The 15,838-nt window shown below is 69.7% G+C and carries 13 protein-coding genes; 11 read left to right on the forward strand and 2 right to left on the reverse strand.

The features are described 5' to 3' along the window. The first annotated feature begins 75 nt into the window (after positions 1-75). The 8 genes from ABD143_RS13415 to couO are packed head-to-tail and all read left to right on the forward strand — an operon-like array spanning position 76 to position 10,188. Positions 76-1,896: a PEP-utilizing enzyme gene (locus ABD143_RS13415; RefSeq protein ID WP_343976514.1), complete on the forward strand. Its 1,821-nt coding sequence runs from the start codon at positions 76-78 to the stop codon at positions 1,894-1,896. After that, a complete protein-coding gene (locus ABD143_RS13420) occupies positions 1,893-2,984 on the forward strand; it encodes a PEP/pyruvate-binding domain-containing protein (protein ID WP_343976516.1) in 1,092 nt (363 codons plus the stop codon). The genes ABD143_RS13415 and ABD143_RS13420 overlap by 4 nt, the downstream gene beginning before the upstream one ends. Position 2,985: 1 nt before the next feature. Further along, positions 2,986-3,471 carry an acetyl-CoA carboxylase biotin carboxyl carrier protein gene (locus tag ABD143_RS13425; RefSeq protein ID WP_343976518.1) on the forward strand — a complete coding sequence of 162 codons (486 nt, stop codon included), beginning with the start codon at positions 2,986-2,988 and terminating at the stop codon, positions 3,469-3,471. After that, positions 3,468-5,000: an acetyl-CoA carboxylase biotin carboxylase subunit gene (locus ABD143_RS13430; protein ID WP_343976520.1), complete on the forward strand. Its 1,533-nt coding sequence runs from the start codon at positions 3,468-3,470 to the stop codon at positions 4,998-5,000. Before ABD143_RS13425 ends, ABD143_RS13430 begins: the two co-directional genes overlap by 4 nt. Then, complete coding sequence (locus tag ABD143_RS13435) at positions 5,000-6,481, forward strand: biotin carboxyl carrier protein (protein ID WP_343976523.1); 1,482 nt, start codon at positions 5,000-5,002, stop codon at positions 6,479-6,481. Before ABD143_RS13430 ends, ABD143_RS13435 begins: the two co-directional genes overlap by 1 nt. Further along, a complete protein-coding gene (locus tag ABD143_RS13440) occupies positions 6,468-7,343 on the forward strand; it encodes an HAD-IIA family hydrolase (RefSeq protein ID WP_343976526.1) in 876 nt (291 codons plus the stop codon). The genes ABD143_RS13435 and ABD143_RS13440 overlap by 14 nt, the downstream gene beginning before the upstream one ends. A 14-nt stretch (positions 7,344-7,357) precedes the next feature. Further along, positions 7,358-9,307 carry an acetoacetate--CoA ligase gene (locus tag ABD143_RS13445; protein WP_343976529.1) on the forward strand — a complete coding sequence of 650 codons (1,950 nt, stop codon included), beginning with the start codon at positions 7,358-7,360 and terminating at the stop codon, positions 9,305-9,307. A 14-nt stretch (positions 9,308-9,321) separates the two neighbouring features. Then, complete coding sequence (couO, locus tag ABD143_RS13450) at positions 9,322-10,188, forward strand: 4-hydroxyphenyl-beta-ketoacyl-CoA hydrolase (protein WP_343977410.1); 867 nt, start codon at positions 9,322-9,324, stop codon at positions 10,186-10,188. A gap of 500 nt (positions 10,189-10,688) precedes the next feature. Here couO and ABD143_RS13455 read toward each other — a convergent pair whose 3' ends face one another. Together ABD143_RS13455 and ABD143_RS13460 are read right to left on the reverse strand one after the other, a co-directional pair. Then, on the reverse strand, positions 10,689-11,069 hold the full coding sequence (locus ABD143_RS13455) for a hypothetical protein (protein WP_343976531.1): 381 nt from the start codon (positions 11,067-11,069) through the stop codon (positions 10,689-10,691). Between the two features lie 119 nt (positions 11,070-11,188). Then, a complete protein-coding gene (locus tag ABD143_RS13460; protein ID WP_343976534.1) occupies positions 11,189-12,652 on the reverse strand; it encodes a multicopper oxidase family protein in 1,464 nt (487 codons plus the stop codon). A 640-nt stretch (positions 12,653-13,292) separates the two neighbouring features. Here ABD143_RS13460 and ABD143_RS13465 point away from each other — a divergent pair. The 3 genes from ABD143_RS13465 (at position 13,293) to ABD143_RS13475 (ending at position 15,821) form a co-directional block, all read left to right on the forward strand. Next, positions 13,293-13,472, forward strand: coding sequence for a hypothetical protein (locus tag ABD143_RS13465; RefSeq protein WP_343976537.1), 180 nt, complete (start codon positions 13,293-13,295; stop codon positions 13,470-13,472). 34 nt (positions 13,473-13,506) lie between these two features. Beyond that, complete coding sequence (locus ABD143_RS13470; RefSeq protein ID WP_343976540.1) at positions 13,507-15,429, forward strand: bifunctional copper resistance protein CopD/cytochrome c oxidase assembly protein; 1,923 nt, start codon at positions 13,507-13,509, stop codon at positions 15,427-15,429. Positions 15,430-15,545: 116 nt separating this feature from the next. Further along, positions 15,546-15,821 (forward strand): DUF1490 family protein, encoded by a 276-nt coding sequence (locus tag ABD143_RS13475; protein ID WP_343976543.1) that lies wholly within the window; start codon positions 15,546-15,548, stop codon positions 15,819-15,821. Positions 15,822-15,838 lie beyond the last annotated feature (17 nt).

The following is a 15,838-nucleotide window of genomic DNA, read 5'->3' on the forward strand; positions in this document are numbered from 1 at the left end:
GCCGGCCCGATCTCGTCAACCATGGCCGCACACCGCCCAGCCCGTCGCCTGACCCTCGAGGAAGAGGAGATAGCCATGTTCCAGTCCGCCGGCGAGCGGTCGTTCCCGCTGCCGTCCCAGATCGCCGCCGCGGCGGGCGCGGAGGGGTGGGAGTCGATGTACCCCTACTTCACCCGTTTCCAGCCGGAGGACGACCAGCGCTTCTGGTTCTACAACGCCATGCACTTCCCCGAGGTCATCCCCGCTTTCGACGGCATCACGTCGGAGATCCCGTACACCGCCATCGGGGCGAACACCGCCCGCCTGTTCTCCTTTCCCACTACGATGGGGATCGAGTACCGGATCCTCAACGGGCGGGTATACATCACGGCCAACGCGGTCACCGACCCCGCCCGGATCCAGGAGCGGCTTACCGACTTCCAGGAGCGGGCCGGGCACTACTACGCAAACTGGGACGAGCTCTACATCGGCTGGCAGCAGCGGATCGAGGCCCTGATCGCCGAGATCGAGGCGGTCGAGGTGCCCCGGCTGCAGGAGCTCGACGACCTGTCGGTGGTGACCGGCGCCCGCGGCTACGCGACGAACCACCTGCTGCGGGAGAACTTCCACCGGTGCGTCGACCTGTACTCGAAGATGTGGCACCACCACACCGAGTTCCTCATGCTCGGCTACGGCGCGTACGTCGTGTTCTTCGAGTTCTGCCGGAACGCGTTCCCGGAGATCGGTGACCAGATGGTCGCCCGCATGGTCGCCGGTATGGACGTCACGATGTACCAGCCGGACGAGGAGCTGAAGAAACTGGCCGCGCTGGCGGTCGAGCTCGACCTGGCCGACCTGTTCGTGGAGGGCGGCGAGCCGGCCAAGGTGCTGGCGGCGCTCGGCGAGCGGGGCGACGCCGGAGCTCGGTGGCTGGCGGCGCTCGAGGAGGCCAAAGACCCGTGGTTCCACGTCTCGGTCGGCGACGGCTTTTACCACCACCACCTGTCGTGGTCCGACGACCTGACGGTCCCGTTCGCCGCGCTGCCCCGCTACGTCGAGCAGATCCGCGGGGGTGCGGACCTGACCCGACCCACCAAGCGACTGGCCGAGGAGCGTGAGCGGATCGCGCAGGAGTACCGGGCACTGCTCGGCGGCGACGAGGAGAAGGCCGCGTTCGACCAGATGCTGGGCCTGTGCCGGCAGGTCTTCCCCTACATCGAGTCCCACAAGTTCTACTGCGAGCACTGGTTCACCACGCGGTTCTTCCAGAAGATCCGCGCGTTCGGCGGCCTGCTCGCCGACCGCGGCGTCCTAGCCGAGGCCGAGGACGTGTTCCACCTGCGGCACACCGAGGTCGAGGACGCCCTTGCCGATGTCCAGCTCGCCTGGGCCTCCGGCGGCACCGAGCTCGGCGCCCGGCACTGGCAACCGATCGTCGACGAGCGGAAGCGGATCGTGGCGGCGCTGACCGGATGGTCACCGCCTCCGGCGCTGGGGCCGGTGCCGGAGGCACTGAACGACCCGGCGGTGCAGATGCTGTGGGGTGTCACCGACGAGACGGTGCAGACCTGGCTGGGTGGTAACGAGCTCGACGAGAAGGTCGTCCGCGGCTACGCCGCCTCCCCTGGGGTCGTGGAGGGGGTCGCGCGGGTGCTGGAAAGCGTCAACGAGATCGGGCAGATCCGCGAGGGCGAGGTCCTCGTCTGCGCGGTGACCGCCCCGAGCTGGGGCCCGGTCTTCGGCAAGATCGCCGCCGCCGTCTCCGACATCGGCGGCACCATGTCGCACGCCGCGATCGTCGCCCGCGAGTACGGCATGCCCGCCGTCGTCGGGACCGGGCAGGCCACCACCCGTATCAGGACCGGCGACCGCGTCCGCGTCGACGGTGACCGCGGCATCGTCACCATCCTCGGATGAGCGCCCCCGTGACCAGTGTGCAGCCCGTGCTCGAGTTCGCCCGCATCGGCCGCGACGACGTCCCGTCCGCAGGCGGCAAGGGCGCCAGCCTCGGCGAGCTCCTGCGGGCCGGTGTCCGGGTGCCCGACGGGTTCGTGGTGACGACCGCGGCGTTCCGCGACGCGATGGGCGTCCTCGCCGACGAGGTCGGCCGCCGCGTGGCCGGTTTGGACCCGGGTGACGCCGACCGGCTCGCGGCCGAGACCGCCGAGATCCGGCAGCTAGTCGAGTCGGCCCCGCCACCGACCCCGGTGGCCGACGCCGTCCTGGCCGGGTACGCGCGGCTGTCCGCCGAGGCCGGCCAGCCGGACCTCCCGGTCGCCGTGCGGTCAAGTGCCACCAGCGAGGACAGCGCCGAGGCGAGCTTCGCCGGCCTGCAGGACACCTATCTGTGGGTGCACGGCGGGCAGTCCGTGCTCGACCACGTCCGCCGCTGCTGGGCCAGCCTCTACAGCGTCGAGTCGGTGACCTACCGCCTGCGCCGTGGCATCCCGGAGACCGATCTGGCCATGGCGGTCGTCGTCCAGCAGATGGTCGGTGCGCGCAGCTCCGGGGTTATGTTCACCCGCAGCCCGCAGACCGGCGACCGCTCGGTGATCGCCCTCGACGCGAGCTGGGGCCTCGGCTCGGCCGTGGTCGGCGGCGACGTGACCCCGGACTCCTTCGTCGTCAACAAGGTCACCGGCGAGATCGTCCGGCGCACGGTGGCGACGAAGACCTGCTGGCACCAGCCCGACCCGAGCGGACACGGCATCGTCGAGGCCGAGGTACCGACGCAGCTGCGCGACGTCCCGTCGGTCGACGACGAGGAGATCGCCGAACTGGTGGCGATCGCGCGCAGGGTCGAGGCCCACTACGGCTGTCCGCAGGACATCGAGTGGGCCGTGTCGCGGACCGCACCCAGGGGGGAGAACGTGTTCCTGCTGCAGAGCCGACCGGAGACCGTGTGGGCGGAGAAGGACGCCGCACGCCACCAGACCGCGCCCGCGGCCCGCCCGTTCGACCACGTCTTCTCGATGCTGGGCGGCCGGCGGCCGTCGGGGGGTTGAGGTGGAGCTGACGCCCGCCGACGTCCGCGACGTGGTGCGGGTGCTCGACTCAAGCGGCCTCGACGAGCTGCACTTGGAGCTGACGGACCTCACCCTGACCGTGCGCCGCGAGGGCGCGGCCGGCTGGACGGCCGAGCAGCGGGTGCTCCGGCGGCCACAGGTGGAGGGCGACGCCGAGACCGTCGCCACCGCCGAGCCCGAGGCGCCGCGTGCCGACGTCGCGGAGGGGCTGGCCGCGGTGCACCCGCCGCTGCCCGGCGCGTTCTACCGGGCGCCGAAGCCGGGCGCGCCACCGTTCGTGGACGTCGGCGACCTGGTGGACGAGGAGTCCGTCGTCGGCATCGTCGAGACGATGAAGATGATGACCCCAATCCAGGCTGGCGTCCGGGGGACGGTGGTCGAGTTCCGCGTCGCGAACGGCGAGTTCGCCGACACCGGCGCGATCCTGCTCCTGGTGGAACCGACGCCGGGCGGGGGGACGCGGTGACGCCCGGCGCTGTGCAGACCGGCGCAGTGCAGACCGGCGCAGTGCAGACCGGCGCAGTGCAGACCGGCGCAGTGCAGACCGGCGCAGTGCAGACCGGCGCAGTGCAGACCGGCGCAGTGCAGACCGGCGCAGTGCAGACCGGCGCAGTGCGGGTCGGCGCGCCCAGGATCCGCCGCCTGCTGATCGCCAACCGGGGCGAGATCGCGGCCCGCGTGATCCGCACCTGCGCCCGGCTCGGCATCGAGTCCGTCCTCGCCGCCTCGGACGCGGACCTCGACGCGCTCCCGGCCCGGCTCGCCGACCGGGTCGTGCGGCTCGGTCCGGCCCCGGCGACGGCGTCCTACCTGGACGCGACCGCGGTGGTGCGGGCGGCGCAGGCGATCGCCGCCGACGCAGTGCATCCCGGCTACGGATTCCTCTCCGAGAACCCCGTGCTGGCGCGGGCCTGCGCCGACGCGGAGATCGTCTTCGTCGGGCCGTCCGCCGAGTCGCTGGAGGCGGTGGGCGACAAGCTGCGCGCCCGTGCGCACGCCGTGGCCGCGGGCCTGCCCGTGGTGCCGGGTGGTGAGGCAGCTGATCTCGCCGGGGCGCGCGCCGTGGCCGCCGAGGTCGGCTACCCGCTGCTGGTCAAGGCGGTCAGCGGCGGAGGCGGCCGCGGGATGAAGCTCGTCGCGTCCCCCGACGAGCTGTCGCACACCCTCGACCTCGCCATGTCCGAGGCGGCCGCCGCGTTCGGCGACCCCCGGGTGTACCTGGAGCGGTTCGTGGAGTCCGGCCGGCACGTCGAGGTGCAGGTGCTGGGCGACGGCACGCGAGCCGTGGCGCTGGGCGACCGCGACTGCTCGGTGCAGCGCCGCTACCAGAAGCTGTTCGAGGAGGCGCCGGCGCCGCAGCTGTCCGAAGGAGCCCGCGCGGGGATGGCGCAGGCCGCGCTCGCGCTCGCCGAGCACCTGCGATACCGGGGACTAGGCACCGTCGAACTGCTCCACGACCGCGAGCGCGACAGCTTCTACTTCCTCGAGATGAACGCCCGCATCCAGGTCGAGCACCCGGTCACGGAGATGGTCACCGGGCTGGACCTGGTGGCCGAGCAGCTCGCCGTCGCCGAAGGAATGCCGCTGCGGCTGCGCCAGGAGGAGATCGTCCTGTCCGGGCACGCCGTGGAGTGCCGGATCAACGCCGAGGACTGGGCGCACGACTTCCGGCCGTCACCGGGCCGCATCGACCGCGTGGTCCTGCCCGTCGGCGACGGCATCCGCGTCGACACGCACGTGCAGGGCGGGTCGGTCGTCCCGCCGTACTACGACTCCCTGCTGGCCAAGCTCGTCGTGCACGGACGGGACCGCGACGACGCCCTCGCCCGCGCCCGGGCCGCGCTGCAACTGCTGCGCATCGAGGGCGTGACGACGACCGTGCCGGTGCATCAGCTGCTGCTGGCAGATCCCGAGTTCGCCGCTGGCGGTGTGGACACCGCGTTCTTCGAGCGGTTCCTGACCAGCCACCGGCCGAGCCTCGTGGAGGTGTCCTGATGGCCGACGTCGGGTTGGTCGACGTGTCCCTGCGCGACGGCAACCAGAGCCTGTGGGGGGCCACCGGGCTGCGGACCGCGCACGTGCTGCAGGTCGCGCCACTGCTGGAGCGAGTTGGCTTCCGCGCGCTGGACTTCACCTCGAGTACGGCGATGGGCATGCTCGTCCGCACCCATCGGGAGGACCCGTGGGCCCTGATCCGGCACACCCGCCGACTGGTGCCGACGACGAAGCTGCAGTTCATCGGCACCGGCTTCCGATTCATCTCCTGGCAGAACTCGCACCCGGAGACCATGCAGCTGGTCTACGACCGCCTGGTAGCCAACGGTATCGACCGGGTCGTCGTGCTCGACCCGATGCACGACATGGACGCCGCCCGCGCCACCGCTCGGCGGCTCAAGCAGGCGGGCGTCGACGAGGTGATCGGCGCCCTGACCTACACGATCAGCGCAGTGCACGACGACATCTTCTACGCCGACCTCGCCCGGCAGATGCGCGAGTGCCCCGACTTCGACCGGGTCTACGTCAAGGACCCGTCGGGCATCCTCTCCGCCGAGCGCGCCCGCACGCTCCTCCCGGCAATCAAGGCCGCGCTCAGCAGCACACCGCTCGAGCTGCACTCGCACGCCACGATCGGGCTGTCGCCGCAGACCTACGCGATCGCGCCAGAACTCGGCGTCGAGGTGGTGCAGACCGGCTGCGGCGCGCTCGGCAACGGCACGTCGCTGCCCGAGGTGCGGCGGACAGTGGCCAACCTGCGTGGGATGGGGCACCGCGTCGACGTCGACGATCGAGTGCTCGGTCTGGCCTGCGACTTCATAGACCGGCTGACCGACGCCGAGGAGCTCCCGCGGGGTAGGCCGCAGGACTTCGACGTCGCGTTCCTCCACCACCAGATCGCCGGCGGCGTGATGACCACGACCCGCCGGCAGCTGCGGGAGATCGGCATGGAGGACCGGTTCGACAGCGTCGTCGACGAGGTCGGCCGCGTCCGGGCCGATCTGGGCCACCCGATCATGGTCACGCCGTTCCCGCAGATGATCGTCTCGCAGGCGTTGTTCAACGTGATCGGCGAGCGCTACCTCAACGTGCCCGACCAGGTCATCCGCTACGTGCTCGGCGGCTTCGGCCGACCCACCGCGCCGATCGATCCCGACGTGCACGACCGCATCCTCGACCGGCCGCGTGCCCGGGAGCTCGCCGCGGAGCCGGAGCCGCCGACGCCCGCGGAGCTGCGCCGCCAGTTCGGTCGCGGGATCGGCGACGAGGAGCTGCTGCTGCGCGCTCACATGCCCGCCGAGCAGGTCGACGCCATGCTCGCCGCCGGACCGGCCCGTGACCACTACAACCCCGACCTCGCCCCGGTGCTCGATCTGCTCCGCGAGCTGGGAGAACGGAAGACCGTGCACGACCTGGCCGTGGCCAAGCCCGACCTACGCCTGTCCGCGCACCGCCACGGAGGAGACGGTGACCGTGCTTGACGTCGACCCCGCCGTCCTCGAACGACTGCGTCGGGTACGCGGGTTCGTGCTGGACATGGACGGCACGCTCGTGCTCGGCGACCGCAACAACAGGGGCCTGCGCCCGCTGCCCGGCGCCGAACCGCTGTTCGCCGCGCTGACCGAGCTCGGCCTGCCCTTCCGCGTTTTCACCAACGGCACCACCCGAACCCCTCAGCAGTACGCCCGCGCGCTGCAGGCCATCGGCTTCCCTGTCCCCGACGACGGAGTGCTCACCCCGACATCCTCGGCCCTGGACGTCTTCCAACGTCACGGGCACCACGGCGTGATGGTGCTCGGCGGCACAGGCATCACCGAACCGCTCGAGGCCGCCGGGCTCAAAGCCCTTCCTCCGCAGCGCGGAACCCAGGCCGACGCCGTCTTCGTGGGCTGGTTCCGTCAGGAGCTGACCTTCGACGCGCTGGAGGCCGCCTGCGACGCCGTCTTCGCCGGAGCGTCGTTCTACAGCGCCTCCCAGTCCCTGTTCTTCCCCACCGCCGAAGGCCGCCAGCTCGGCACCTCGCGGGCCATCTCGGCCGTCGTCCGCGACATCACCGGCCGCGAGGCGACCATCGTCGGCAAGCCGTCGCGGCACGCGCTGCGCACCGCGGCCCATCACCTCGGCATGCCCGCGGCGGACATCGCCGTGGTCGGCGATGATCCCGAGCTCGAAGTACCGATGGCACACACGGACGGCGCGCTGGCCGTCGCCGTCCACACGGGGATCGGACACGCCCGGTCGTTCGTCGAGCTGCCCGAAGAGGTACGCCCGCACCTCGACCTCCCGGACGTCGGTGTCCTCGCCGAGCTCCTGCGGCGCAACACGGGAACGGTACGGCGGTGACCCAGCCTGGATCAGTGCAGCCCGAGCTGCTGCGGCCCGTCGCCCCCGACGTGCGGGGCACCACGCAGATCGGACAGTTCCTCGACCGGCTGGAGCGCGAGCGCGGGCTGCGGTTCGTCGGCTACGACGAGCTGCACCGGTGGTCGGTCGACGATCCGGACGGGTTCTGGTCGGCGGTCTGGGAGCACTTCGGGGTGCGAGCGCACACGCTGCACACGAGGGTGCTGGGCAACCGGGAGATGCCCGGCGCGGAGTGGTTCCCGGGCGCGACCCTGAACTACGCGGAGCACGCCGTCGGGCGGCCCGAGGACGGTGACGAGGTCGCGGTGCTCGCCTACTCGCAGACACGGGACCGGGTGGAGCTGACGTGGGGGCGACTGCGCGAGCAGGTCGCGCGGGCGCGCGCCGGCCTGGTGCGGCTCGGGGTCGGCCGGGGCGACCGGGTGGTGGCCTACCTGCCGAACATCCCCGAGACTCTCGTCGCCTTCCTCGCCACCGCCAGCCTCGGCGCGATCTGGGCGAGCTGCGCGCCGGAGTTCGGTGCACGCAGCGTGGTCGACCGGTTCGGCCAGGTGGAGCCGACGGTCCTGCTCGCGGTCGCCGGGTACGGCTACGGCACGAAGGACGTCGACCGCCGTGAGCAGGTCGCGGAGATCCGCGCCGGCCTGCCGACCGTGCGTTACGTCGTCCACGTCCCGTACGGCGGCGACGCGGTGCCCGACGCGGTGGCGTGGGCGGACCTGCTCGCCGAGCCAGGAGAGCTCGCGTTCGACCCTGTCCCGTTCGCGCACCCATTGTGCGTGTTGTTCTCCTCCGGGACCACCGGCAAGCCGAAGGCGATCGTCCACGGGCACGGCGGGATCCTGCTGGAGCACTACAAGAACCATGCACTGAGCTGGGACCTGGGGCCGGGTGACCGAATCCTGTGGTTCTCGACCACCGCCTGGATGATGTGGAACGCGCTGGTGTCGGCACTGCTGGTGCGGGCGTCGATCGTCATGATCGACGGGAATCCGGTGCACCCCGACCTGCGCTGGCAATGGGAGCTGGCCGCCGAGACCAGGACGACGCTGATGGGAGCCAGCCCTGGTTACCTCATGGCCTGCCGGAGGGGCGGTCTGGAACCGACTCGGGAGTTCGACCTGTCGCGGCTGCGGCAGATCGGCGCCGCGGGCAGCCCGTTGCCGCCCGAGGGCTACCGGTGGGTGGCCGAGCAGTTCGGCCCTCATGTGCTGCTCAACGTGGGCAGCGGGGGCACCGACGTCTGCTCCGGGATCGTGCAGGGCAGCCCGCTGCAGCCGCTGTGGACGGGGGAGATCTCCGGGGCGTGCCTGGGCGTGGACGCCAAGGCGTTCGACGCGGACGGGAAGGAGGTCGTCGGCGAGCTGGGCGAGCTGGTGATCACCGCGCCGATGCCGTCCATGCCGGTCGGCTTCTGGGGTGACCCCGACGGCACCCGCTACCGCGACACCTACTTCGACATATGGCCCGGGGTGTGGCGGCACGGTGACTGGGTGCGGTTCTCCGAGACCGGCAGCGCGATCATCGCCGGCCGCTCAGACGCCACCCTGAACCGCGGCGGAGTCCGGCTGGGCACCGCCGAGTTCTACCGGGTGGTCGAGGAGCTGCCCGAGGTCCTCGACAGTCTCGTGGTGCACCTGGAAGACCCTGCGGGCGGAAACGGCCAATTGCTGCTCTACGTCCACCTGCGCGACGAGGTGGAGCTCGACGACGCCCTACAGCGACGAATCTCGACCGCGCTGCGCACCGAGCTGTCGCCACGGCACGTCCCCGACGCGATCACCGCGGTCCCGGTGGTTCCCCGCAACCGGGCGGGCAAGAAGCTGGAACTCCCGGTGAAACGGATCCTGCTCGGCGCCGCGCCGGACGAGGTCTCCAGCCGCGACGTGCTGACCGACCCGACCGCGCTGGACGCCTTCGTCGCCCTGCGAGGATCCCGATGACCGGAAGGCAACGCATGGATCTCACCACGCTGGACGCGATCGACGTCCACGTCCACGTCGAGCAGGACGGCCACGGCTGCTACGCCCTCGATCAGGAGCTCCTCGACGCCTCGGCGAAGTACTTCCGTGCCGACCAGGACCGCACCCCCACCCTGGCGAGCATCGCCGAGCACTACCGCGCCCGTCGCACCGCGGCCGTGGTGTTCACCATCGACGCCCCCGCCGGCACCGGGCACCCGCCGCTGTCCAGCGAGGAGATCGCCGACCAGGCCGCCGAGCACACCGACGTCCTCATCCCGTTCGGCTCGGTCGACCCGCACGCGGGCAAGGCCGCTGTCGCCCGCGCCCGCCGGCTCGTGACCGACCACGGCGTCCGCGGGTTCAAGTTCCATCCCAGCCTGCAGGCGTTCGAGCCGAACGACGCGCGGTTCTACCCGCTGTACGCAGCGCTGCAGGAGCTCGGCGTGCCCGCCCTGTTCCACACCGGGCAGACCGGTATCGGCGCCGGCCTGCCAGGCGGACGTGGCATCAAGCTGCGCTACTCCGCCCCGATGCTGCTCGACGACGTCGCCGCCGACTTCCCCAACCTGACGATCGTCATGGCCCACCCCTCGGTGCCGTGGCAGGACGAGGCCATCTCCATCGCCACCCACAAGGCGAACGTCTACGTCGACCTGTCCGGCTGGTCACCGAAGTACTTCCCGCCGCAGCTGGTCCGCGCCGCGAACGGCCTGCTCAAGCGCAAGGTGCTGTTCGGCTCGGACTTCCCCGTGATCACCCCTGACCGGTGGCTCGCCGACTTCGCGAAGCTGGAGATCAAAGACGACGTCCGGCCACTGATCCTCAAGGACAACGCCGCCCGGGTGCTCGGCCTCGCCTGATCGACAACCGCCCACAGGCGTCTGGGGACGCGCGTTCGAGGTGGCCTGCTGCGTCATCATCCGCGGGTTGCTAAAGTCCCGAGCTGAATCGACAGGCTGTGATGGCAGAAGCCGGCATGCGCGTCGGCGAGGTCATTGCCATGGAGTTCCCCCACAGGGCACGGACAAAGTGCTACCCCATTCACGTAGTGCTGCCGCGACACGGAATCGCTAGGCGTCGCAGGACTGTGTTGAAAATGCGCGCAAGCTCATCAACGGACTTGTCACTACGCCGGCCAGGTGCCAGGAACGGATCTCCCGGCCCATCGCCTTCATCGCGTCCGAACTGACGGCGGGCAAGAACGACACGACGTGTTTACCGAACTTGTGGCCCGCCGCGGACGGAACTCGTACCCCAGGAACGTGAACGACGTGCACTGATGATCGTCACGTCGGTCGGCGTCCTTGCAGTAGACGACACTGTCTTGTCCGAGTGCAGCTCCAGACCGACCTGCGTCAGATCAGAAGCGCTGTGTGGGCGCCGGAGAGCGGCGTGCCACGATGATTGACCGCACTCCCATGGCGATGTAGAACACCAGCAGCACGAACATGATCGTGCTGAGGACAATCGCCGACGGTCGCTGCGCGGTGCCGGCGAATAGATCGCCGAGCTTGACCACGTTCATCAGCGAGCCGGCTGCGCCGAGCAGGGCGATTACCAGTGCGCCGTGGATGCTGTAGCGGTGCAGCGCAGGCCTGCGTGCAAGGGCGGCACAGACGAGCAGGAGCACGCCGACGAACGCCGGAATGAGCGCCGTGACGCTGACAGCACCAGTCGCGACGTAGGCGACGATTCCCAACACAGTGAGGATCCCGCCGATGGTGAAGGTGAGCCTGGTCATCTGGCACACTCCTACGTGCTTAGTCCTGATCGCTGGAAGATGTTACGCGCAGTGCCGGTGGCGCCGGCGCGTCGGTCATCAGCCATGGACCCAGCCACCAGCGGTGGTTGAACCATTGCTCACGGGAAGATCTCCACTACCGCCATCATGCCCAGATCCTGGTGCTTGAGGATGTGGCAGTGCAGGACGGTCTTGCCGGTGTAGTTGATGAAATAGGTCCGGAGGACGATCTGCCCCTTGGCGGGCAAGGTCGCGGTGTCCTGCCAGCCGTGGTAGTCGTGAGGTTGACCGTTGATGCTCATCAGCTGGTAATGGTTGGTATGGACATGGAATGAGTGTTCCTCGTCGCTGGTGTTGAGGATGGTCCACTCCTCCACTGTGTTCAGTTTGACTTGAATGTCCACCCGGTTCGGATCGAACACTTTGCCGTCGACGTAGTACACGGTCTGGGTTGCGTTCTCGGAGAACACGATGGTGCGCTGCGCGGCGAGGGTGGCGTCGCTCAGGTCCTCGAATGGCCTGACAGTTCTGGGCAGCGCCACCGGGGGCATCGGCGGCCCTTCTGAGACGACGGTGGCCAGGTTGACCTGCGGGAACTGGTTGCCGACCGGCCCGGTGTTGTACGCGAGGGTCTGCAACTGCGTGGTGCCGGGCGGGCCGCCTCGCACTAGCACGTCGAACCGGTTGGCGGCCGCGAGGAGGAGGTGGTCCGCCGCGAAGGTCGTGCCAACGGGATTGCCGTCGTGCCCGATCACCGTGAGCTGCTGGCCCTGCAGCTGGACGTCGTAGTAGATGTTGGTACTGATGTTGGCCAGCCGCCACAGTTGGACCTCGCCCGGCCGGATCCGGATGGTCGGGTTGAGCTGGCCGTTGACCGTGCGGTTGGTCGGGGCGCTGATCGAAACGTTGTGGGTCTTGATCGCGTCGCCCTCGATCTGGAAGTCCTTGAGGGCGATGACGTGCTCAGTGATGTTGCGCAGGTCGGGCGGCAGATACTGCTTCAGCCCGTCGACGACGATGATGCCCGACATTCCCCCGGCGACCTGATCTCCATCTATCGGATCATGGTGCGGGTGGTACCAGTAGGTGCCGGACGGCTCATTTTCCGGGAATTGATAAACGTAGTCAAATGTCTCGCCCGGGCGAATGTCGAGGAAGACGTTGTCGGAATTGCCGCTCGGTGACACGTGGAGCCCGTGTGTGTGCATGTTGGTGCTCATGTGCAGCTTGGTGTCCATGCCCAACCGGTTCACCAACGCCATCTCCAGCCTGTCTCCCGGCCGGAACCGCAGCGTGGGTGGCATGTACTGGCCGTTGTAGGTGAGGGCCCACAGCTTGCGGCCGGCCAGGTCCACCTGCCGCCTCTCCACGACCAGCTGCACCCGTAAGAGCCCGTCGTTGCTCACCAGCTCCGGTGGGTCCCGCAGCGGGGGCCCCTCTTGCGCGGACGCTGACGACGACGGGTCACCGTCGAAGGCGACGGTGGCGACGGTGGCGACGGTGGCCGTGGTGGCGGTGACAAGGATCGTGGCGGCAGCGAGGTAGGACAGTTTCAGCAGATTGAGCTTGAGTTGAGAACGCATCAGGTCTCCAGATGTGGGTGCCGTACGTCAGGCGCCGCGCTCTGGAGATTCCGGGGCCGGTCTTCGCGATCGGTGTTCAACCGCTGCATTCGATCCGATTCTGATCACCTCCGCTGGGCGAGGTTCCGGCAGTCCACGCGCGGCAATCCAGCCGGCAACCCCATCATGAACGCCCGGGCCTGCTACCGGGCTCGACCCGAGCGAACCGACCCGCCACCCGCGCCCTCGCCACATCCAAGAACGCTTGCCGTTCGGCAGTGTGTGCGATCTAATCAACGATCTGCACAATCCGCTGTCGGATTACCAACTGCCACTATTGATCTACAATGATCGGCGATGATGCTACCGAACTGCCGTCGCATGCGCCAGAAATCGTCGGCCTACCGCGCAGCGGTGCCCGGCTCGACTGTGCGGGTGCAGGGGCGGGCGTATTCTATTCGGCCGCATCTGATTGCGACCCTCGTCCGAGCACGCCCCGCCGTTTAGGTTAGTCGTGTCGCGCGCGACCGGACGCGGAGAGTCGGACTGCGGCCATTCGGTGGAGTACCTGCTTGCACGTCGGTGGGCGTGGCGCCGCGAATCCCGATGATACGATCCCGACAGGACGTGTCCTGATGAGTGGTCGCTTACATTCGACTTGATGGCGACCCGGCCGGCGTTCGCCCGCGGTGGTGGGACGATCATGGTCGCGAAGATGGAAGAGCGGACGCGCGCGAACGTCCGGCTCCTGGCCATCAACGCACCGCGGTGGCGCCGCGAGGGGGCCACCGCGGTGGCTGCGGAGGTGTCTCTTGAGGCTGAGACCCCGGGTGAGGGTTAGCCGAAGGGCCCGCGCGGATCGTGGTGCGCTGCTGGTGGTGCTGTGGATCGGTGCCGCGCTGGCGATCGTCGTCGTGGTGGCGGTCACCCCTGGGTCTGGGACGTTCCCGGGCGTGGGCCTCGGGCTTCCGGACGCCGGGGTAGCCGCCATCTACGGCCTACCCGTGGTGCGTGTCGTGGCAGAGATCGCAGGTGCGCTCACCGTCGGAGCCCTGCTGCTCGCCACGGCCATCGTGCCGCCCCAGCTCTCGGGGTACCTCGACGTCAGTGGTTACCGGTCTGTTCGCGCTGCGACGGCGTCGGCGGCAATCTGGGCGGTGGCCGCGCTACTCATGATGGCGCTGACAGCGGCGGAGTCGCTAGGACGTCCGCTGCAGGACGTGCTCGACCCGGCGACGCTGATGGCCGTCGTACCGCTGCTGCCGACCGCGATGGGGTGGTTGCTGACCGCCGCGCTGGCCGTGGTCGTGCTCATCGGATGCTGCACGACGCTGAGCTGGGGTTGGACGAGCGTGCTGCTCGGTGTAGCCGTGCTCGCTCTGCTGCCCGTCGCCGCAACCGGGCATTCCGCGGTCGGTGGTTCCCACGACATCGCAACCGACAGCCTGATGCTGCACGTGGTCGCTGCAGCGCTATGGGTAGGCGGACTTGTCGCTGTCTTGGCGCTGGCCGTCTCGTCGGACGGCCGCGTGGCGATTGCCCTGCCCCGGTACTCCATGGTCGCGGGGTGGTGCTGGGCGCTGGTGGCCGTGTCCGGGGTCGTCAACCTGATCGTTCGAGCCCCTGGGGCCGAGCAGTTGCTGGCCTCCAGGTACGGGTGGCTCGCAGTCGGCAAGGTCGCCGCGCTGCTGCTGCTCGGCGGGCTGGGCTACGCGCACCGGCGCCGGTCCTTGCCGCTGGCCGCCCGCGGCGACCGCACCGCATTGTTGCGGCTGGGTGGGGTTGAAGTGCTGGTCATGTTCGCCACGTTCGGGCTGGCGGTCGGGCTGGGTCGTACCCCGCCACCTCGCAGCGCGCCGGCTTCCCGTTCGCCAACGGCTGAGCTGCTGGGCTACGAGTTGACCAAGGCGCCCGATGCCATTCGTCTCCTGCTCGGTTCTCGGCTCGACCTCGTGTTCACTGTGCTGGTCACGATCCTGTTCGTCACATATCTGGCCGGCGTCCGCCGCGTGCTGCACCGCGCCGACCTGTGGTCGCCACTCAGGATCGCCGCGTGGAGCTCCGGGTGCATCATCATCCTGCTCGCGACGTCGTGGGGAGTCGGGCGATACGGGGCGGCGATGCTCAGCATCGGCGTCGCATCGCAGGTCCTGCTGTCGCTCGTCGCGCCGTTCCTGCTGGTGCTCGGGGCGCCGCTAGAGCTGGCCCGTCGGGCATTGCCGGCGCGAGGCGTGGGCGGCGCCCCGAGCCCACGAGGCAGTGTCCTGTGGGTCCTGCGCCGCCCGCTCGTACGGCGGCTGGCCGAGCCGGTTACCGGCATCGGGCTGTTCGTCGGTAGCCAGGTCCTGTTGTACAGCTCAGGGCTGTTCGCGGTGCTGCTGCAGTCGCAGACAGGCCGGCTCGCTCTCGATCTGTTTCGGCTCATCACGGGATGGATGCTTGCCGGTGTGCTGCTCACGCGGCTTCCCCAGCGCCTACCGTCGCGAGGAACGAGATTGGGTCTCACGGCTCTGCTGCTTGGCGCGCAGACCGGGATCGGTGCGGCCCTGTTGGTCCGTAGTACACCGGTCGGGGAGGATTTCTACCGGCGGCTCGCGCTGCCCTGGGTGCCCGACCTGCTCGCCGAGCAACGCCTCGCCGCCATCATCTGGCTTCTCGGGCAGCTCGCCCTGATTGTGCCATTGATCAGCTGGCTCCGCGCCGACCCGACGCTGCCTTCAACCCGCAGATCCGACGTCTCTAACGCCGGGGCGATCATGGACGCCCCGAGTACGGCCGGCATGGATACGAGCTCGTGAGGAAATGTGGACGAGTCGCCGCCTGGCGGCAGGTCGTATTGAATCGAACACGTGAATTCGACCCTCGAGCGCGGCCGCGTTTACCCTTGAGCCTTCGGACGGACGGAGGTGGGCACATGCTCGGCGGGTTCGTGGGCAAGGCTGCAGGACTGGTGGCCAGCGGGCTCGTGGGCGCGGCGGCCTACGACAGCGTCAAGCGGGTCGTGCGCAGCGACGCGTTGCACGGCGCGGCGGTGACGGTCACGTCGTGGGGGCTGCGCGGCGCGCGTGCCGCCGAGACGGGTGCGGAGCGGGCGCGGCTGGCGACAGCCGACATCGTGAGCGAGGCCCGGGAGCGGATCGGCGAGCAGACGCCACCCCCGGGCGCCGGCGCCCCCGGCCACGAGCACTGAGCGGGTGCGCCCCGCCG

Source organism: Pseudonocardia aurantiaca (assembly GCF_039526725.1).
In the GTDB taxonomy this organism is placed as follows: domain Bacteria; phylum Actinomycetota; class Actinomycetes; order Mycobacteriales; family Pseudonocardiaceae; genus Pseudonocardia; species Pseudonocardia aurantiaca.

What these genes read in the sequence shown, in the direction of transcription:
- ABD143_RS13415 (WP_343976514.1), top strand. Translation starts at nt 76, where the DNA reads ATGTTCCAGTCCGCCGGCGAGCGGTCGTTCCCGCTGCCGTCCCAGATC.
- ABD143_RS13420 (WP_343976516.1), top strand. Translation starts at nt 1,893, where the DNA reads ATGAGCGCCCCCGTGACCAGTGTGCAGCCCGTGCTCGAGTTCGCCCGC.
- ABD143_RS13435 (WP_343976523.1), top strand. Translation starts at nt 5,000, where the DNA reads ATGGCCGACGTCGGGTTGGTCGACGTGTCCCTGCGCGACGGCAACCAG.
- couO (WP_343977410.1), top strand. Translation starts at nt 9,322, where the DNA reads ATGGATCTCACCACGCTGGACGCGATCGACGTCCACGTCCACGTCGAG.
- ABD143_RS13455 (WP_343976531.1), bottom strand. Translation starts at nt 11,069, where the DNA reads ATGACCAGGCTCACCTTCACCATCGGCGGGATCCTCACTGTGTTGGGA.
- ABD143_RS13460 (WP_343976534.1), bottom strand. Translation starts at nt 12,652, where the DNA reads ATGCGTTCTCAACTCAAGCTCAATCTGCTGAAACTGTCCTACCTCGCT.
- ABD143_RS13465 (WP_343976537.1), top strand. Translation starts at nt 13,293, where the DNA reads ATGGCGACCCGGCCGGCGTTCGCCCGCGGTGGTGGGACGATCATGGTC.
- ABD143_RS13475 (WP_343976543.1), top strand. Translation starts at nt 15,546, where the DNA reads ATGCTCGGCGGGTTCGTGGGCAAGGCTGCAGGACTGGTGGCCAGCGGG.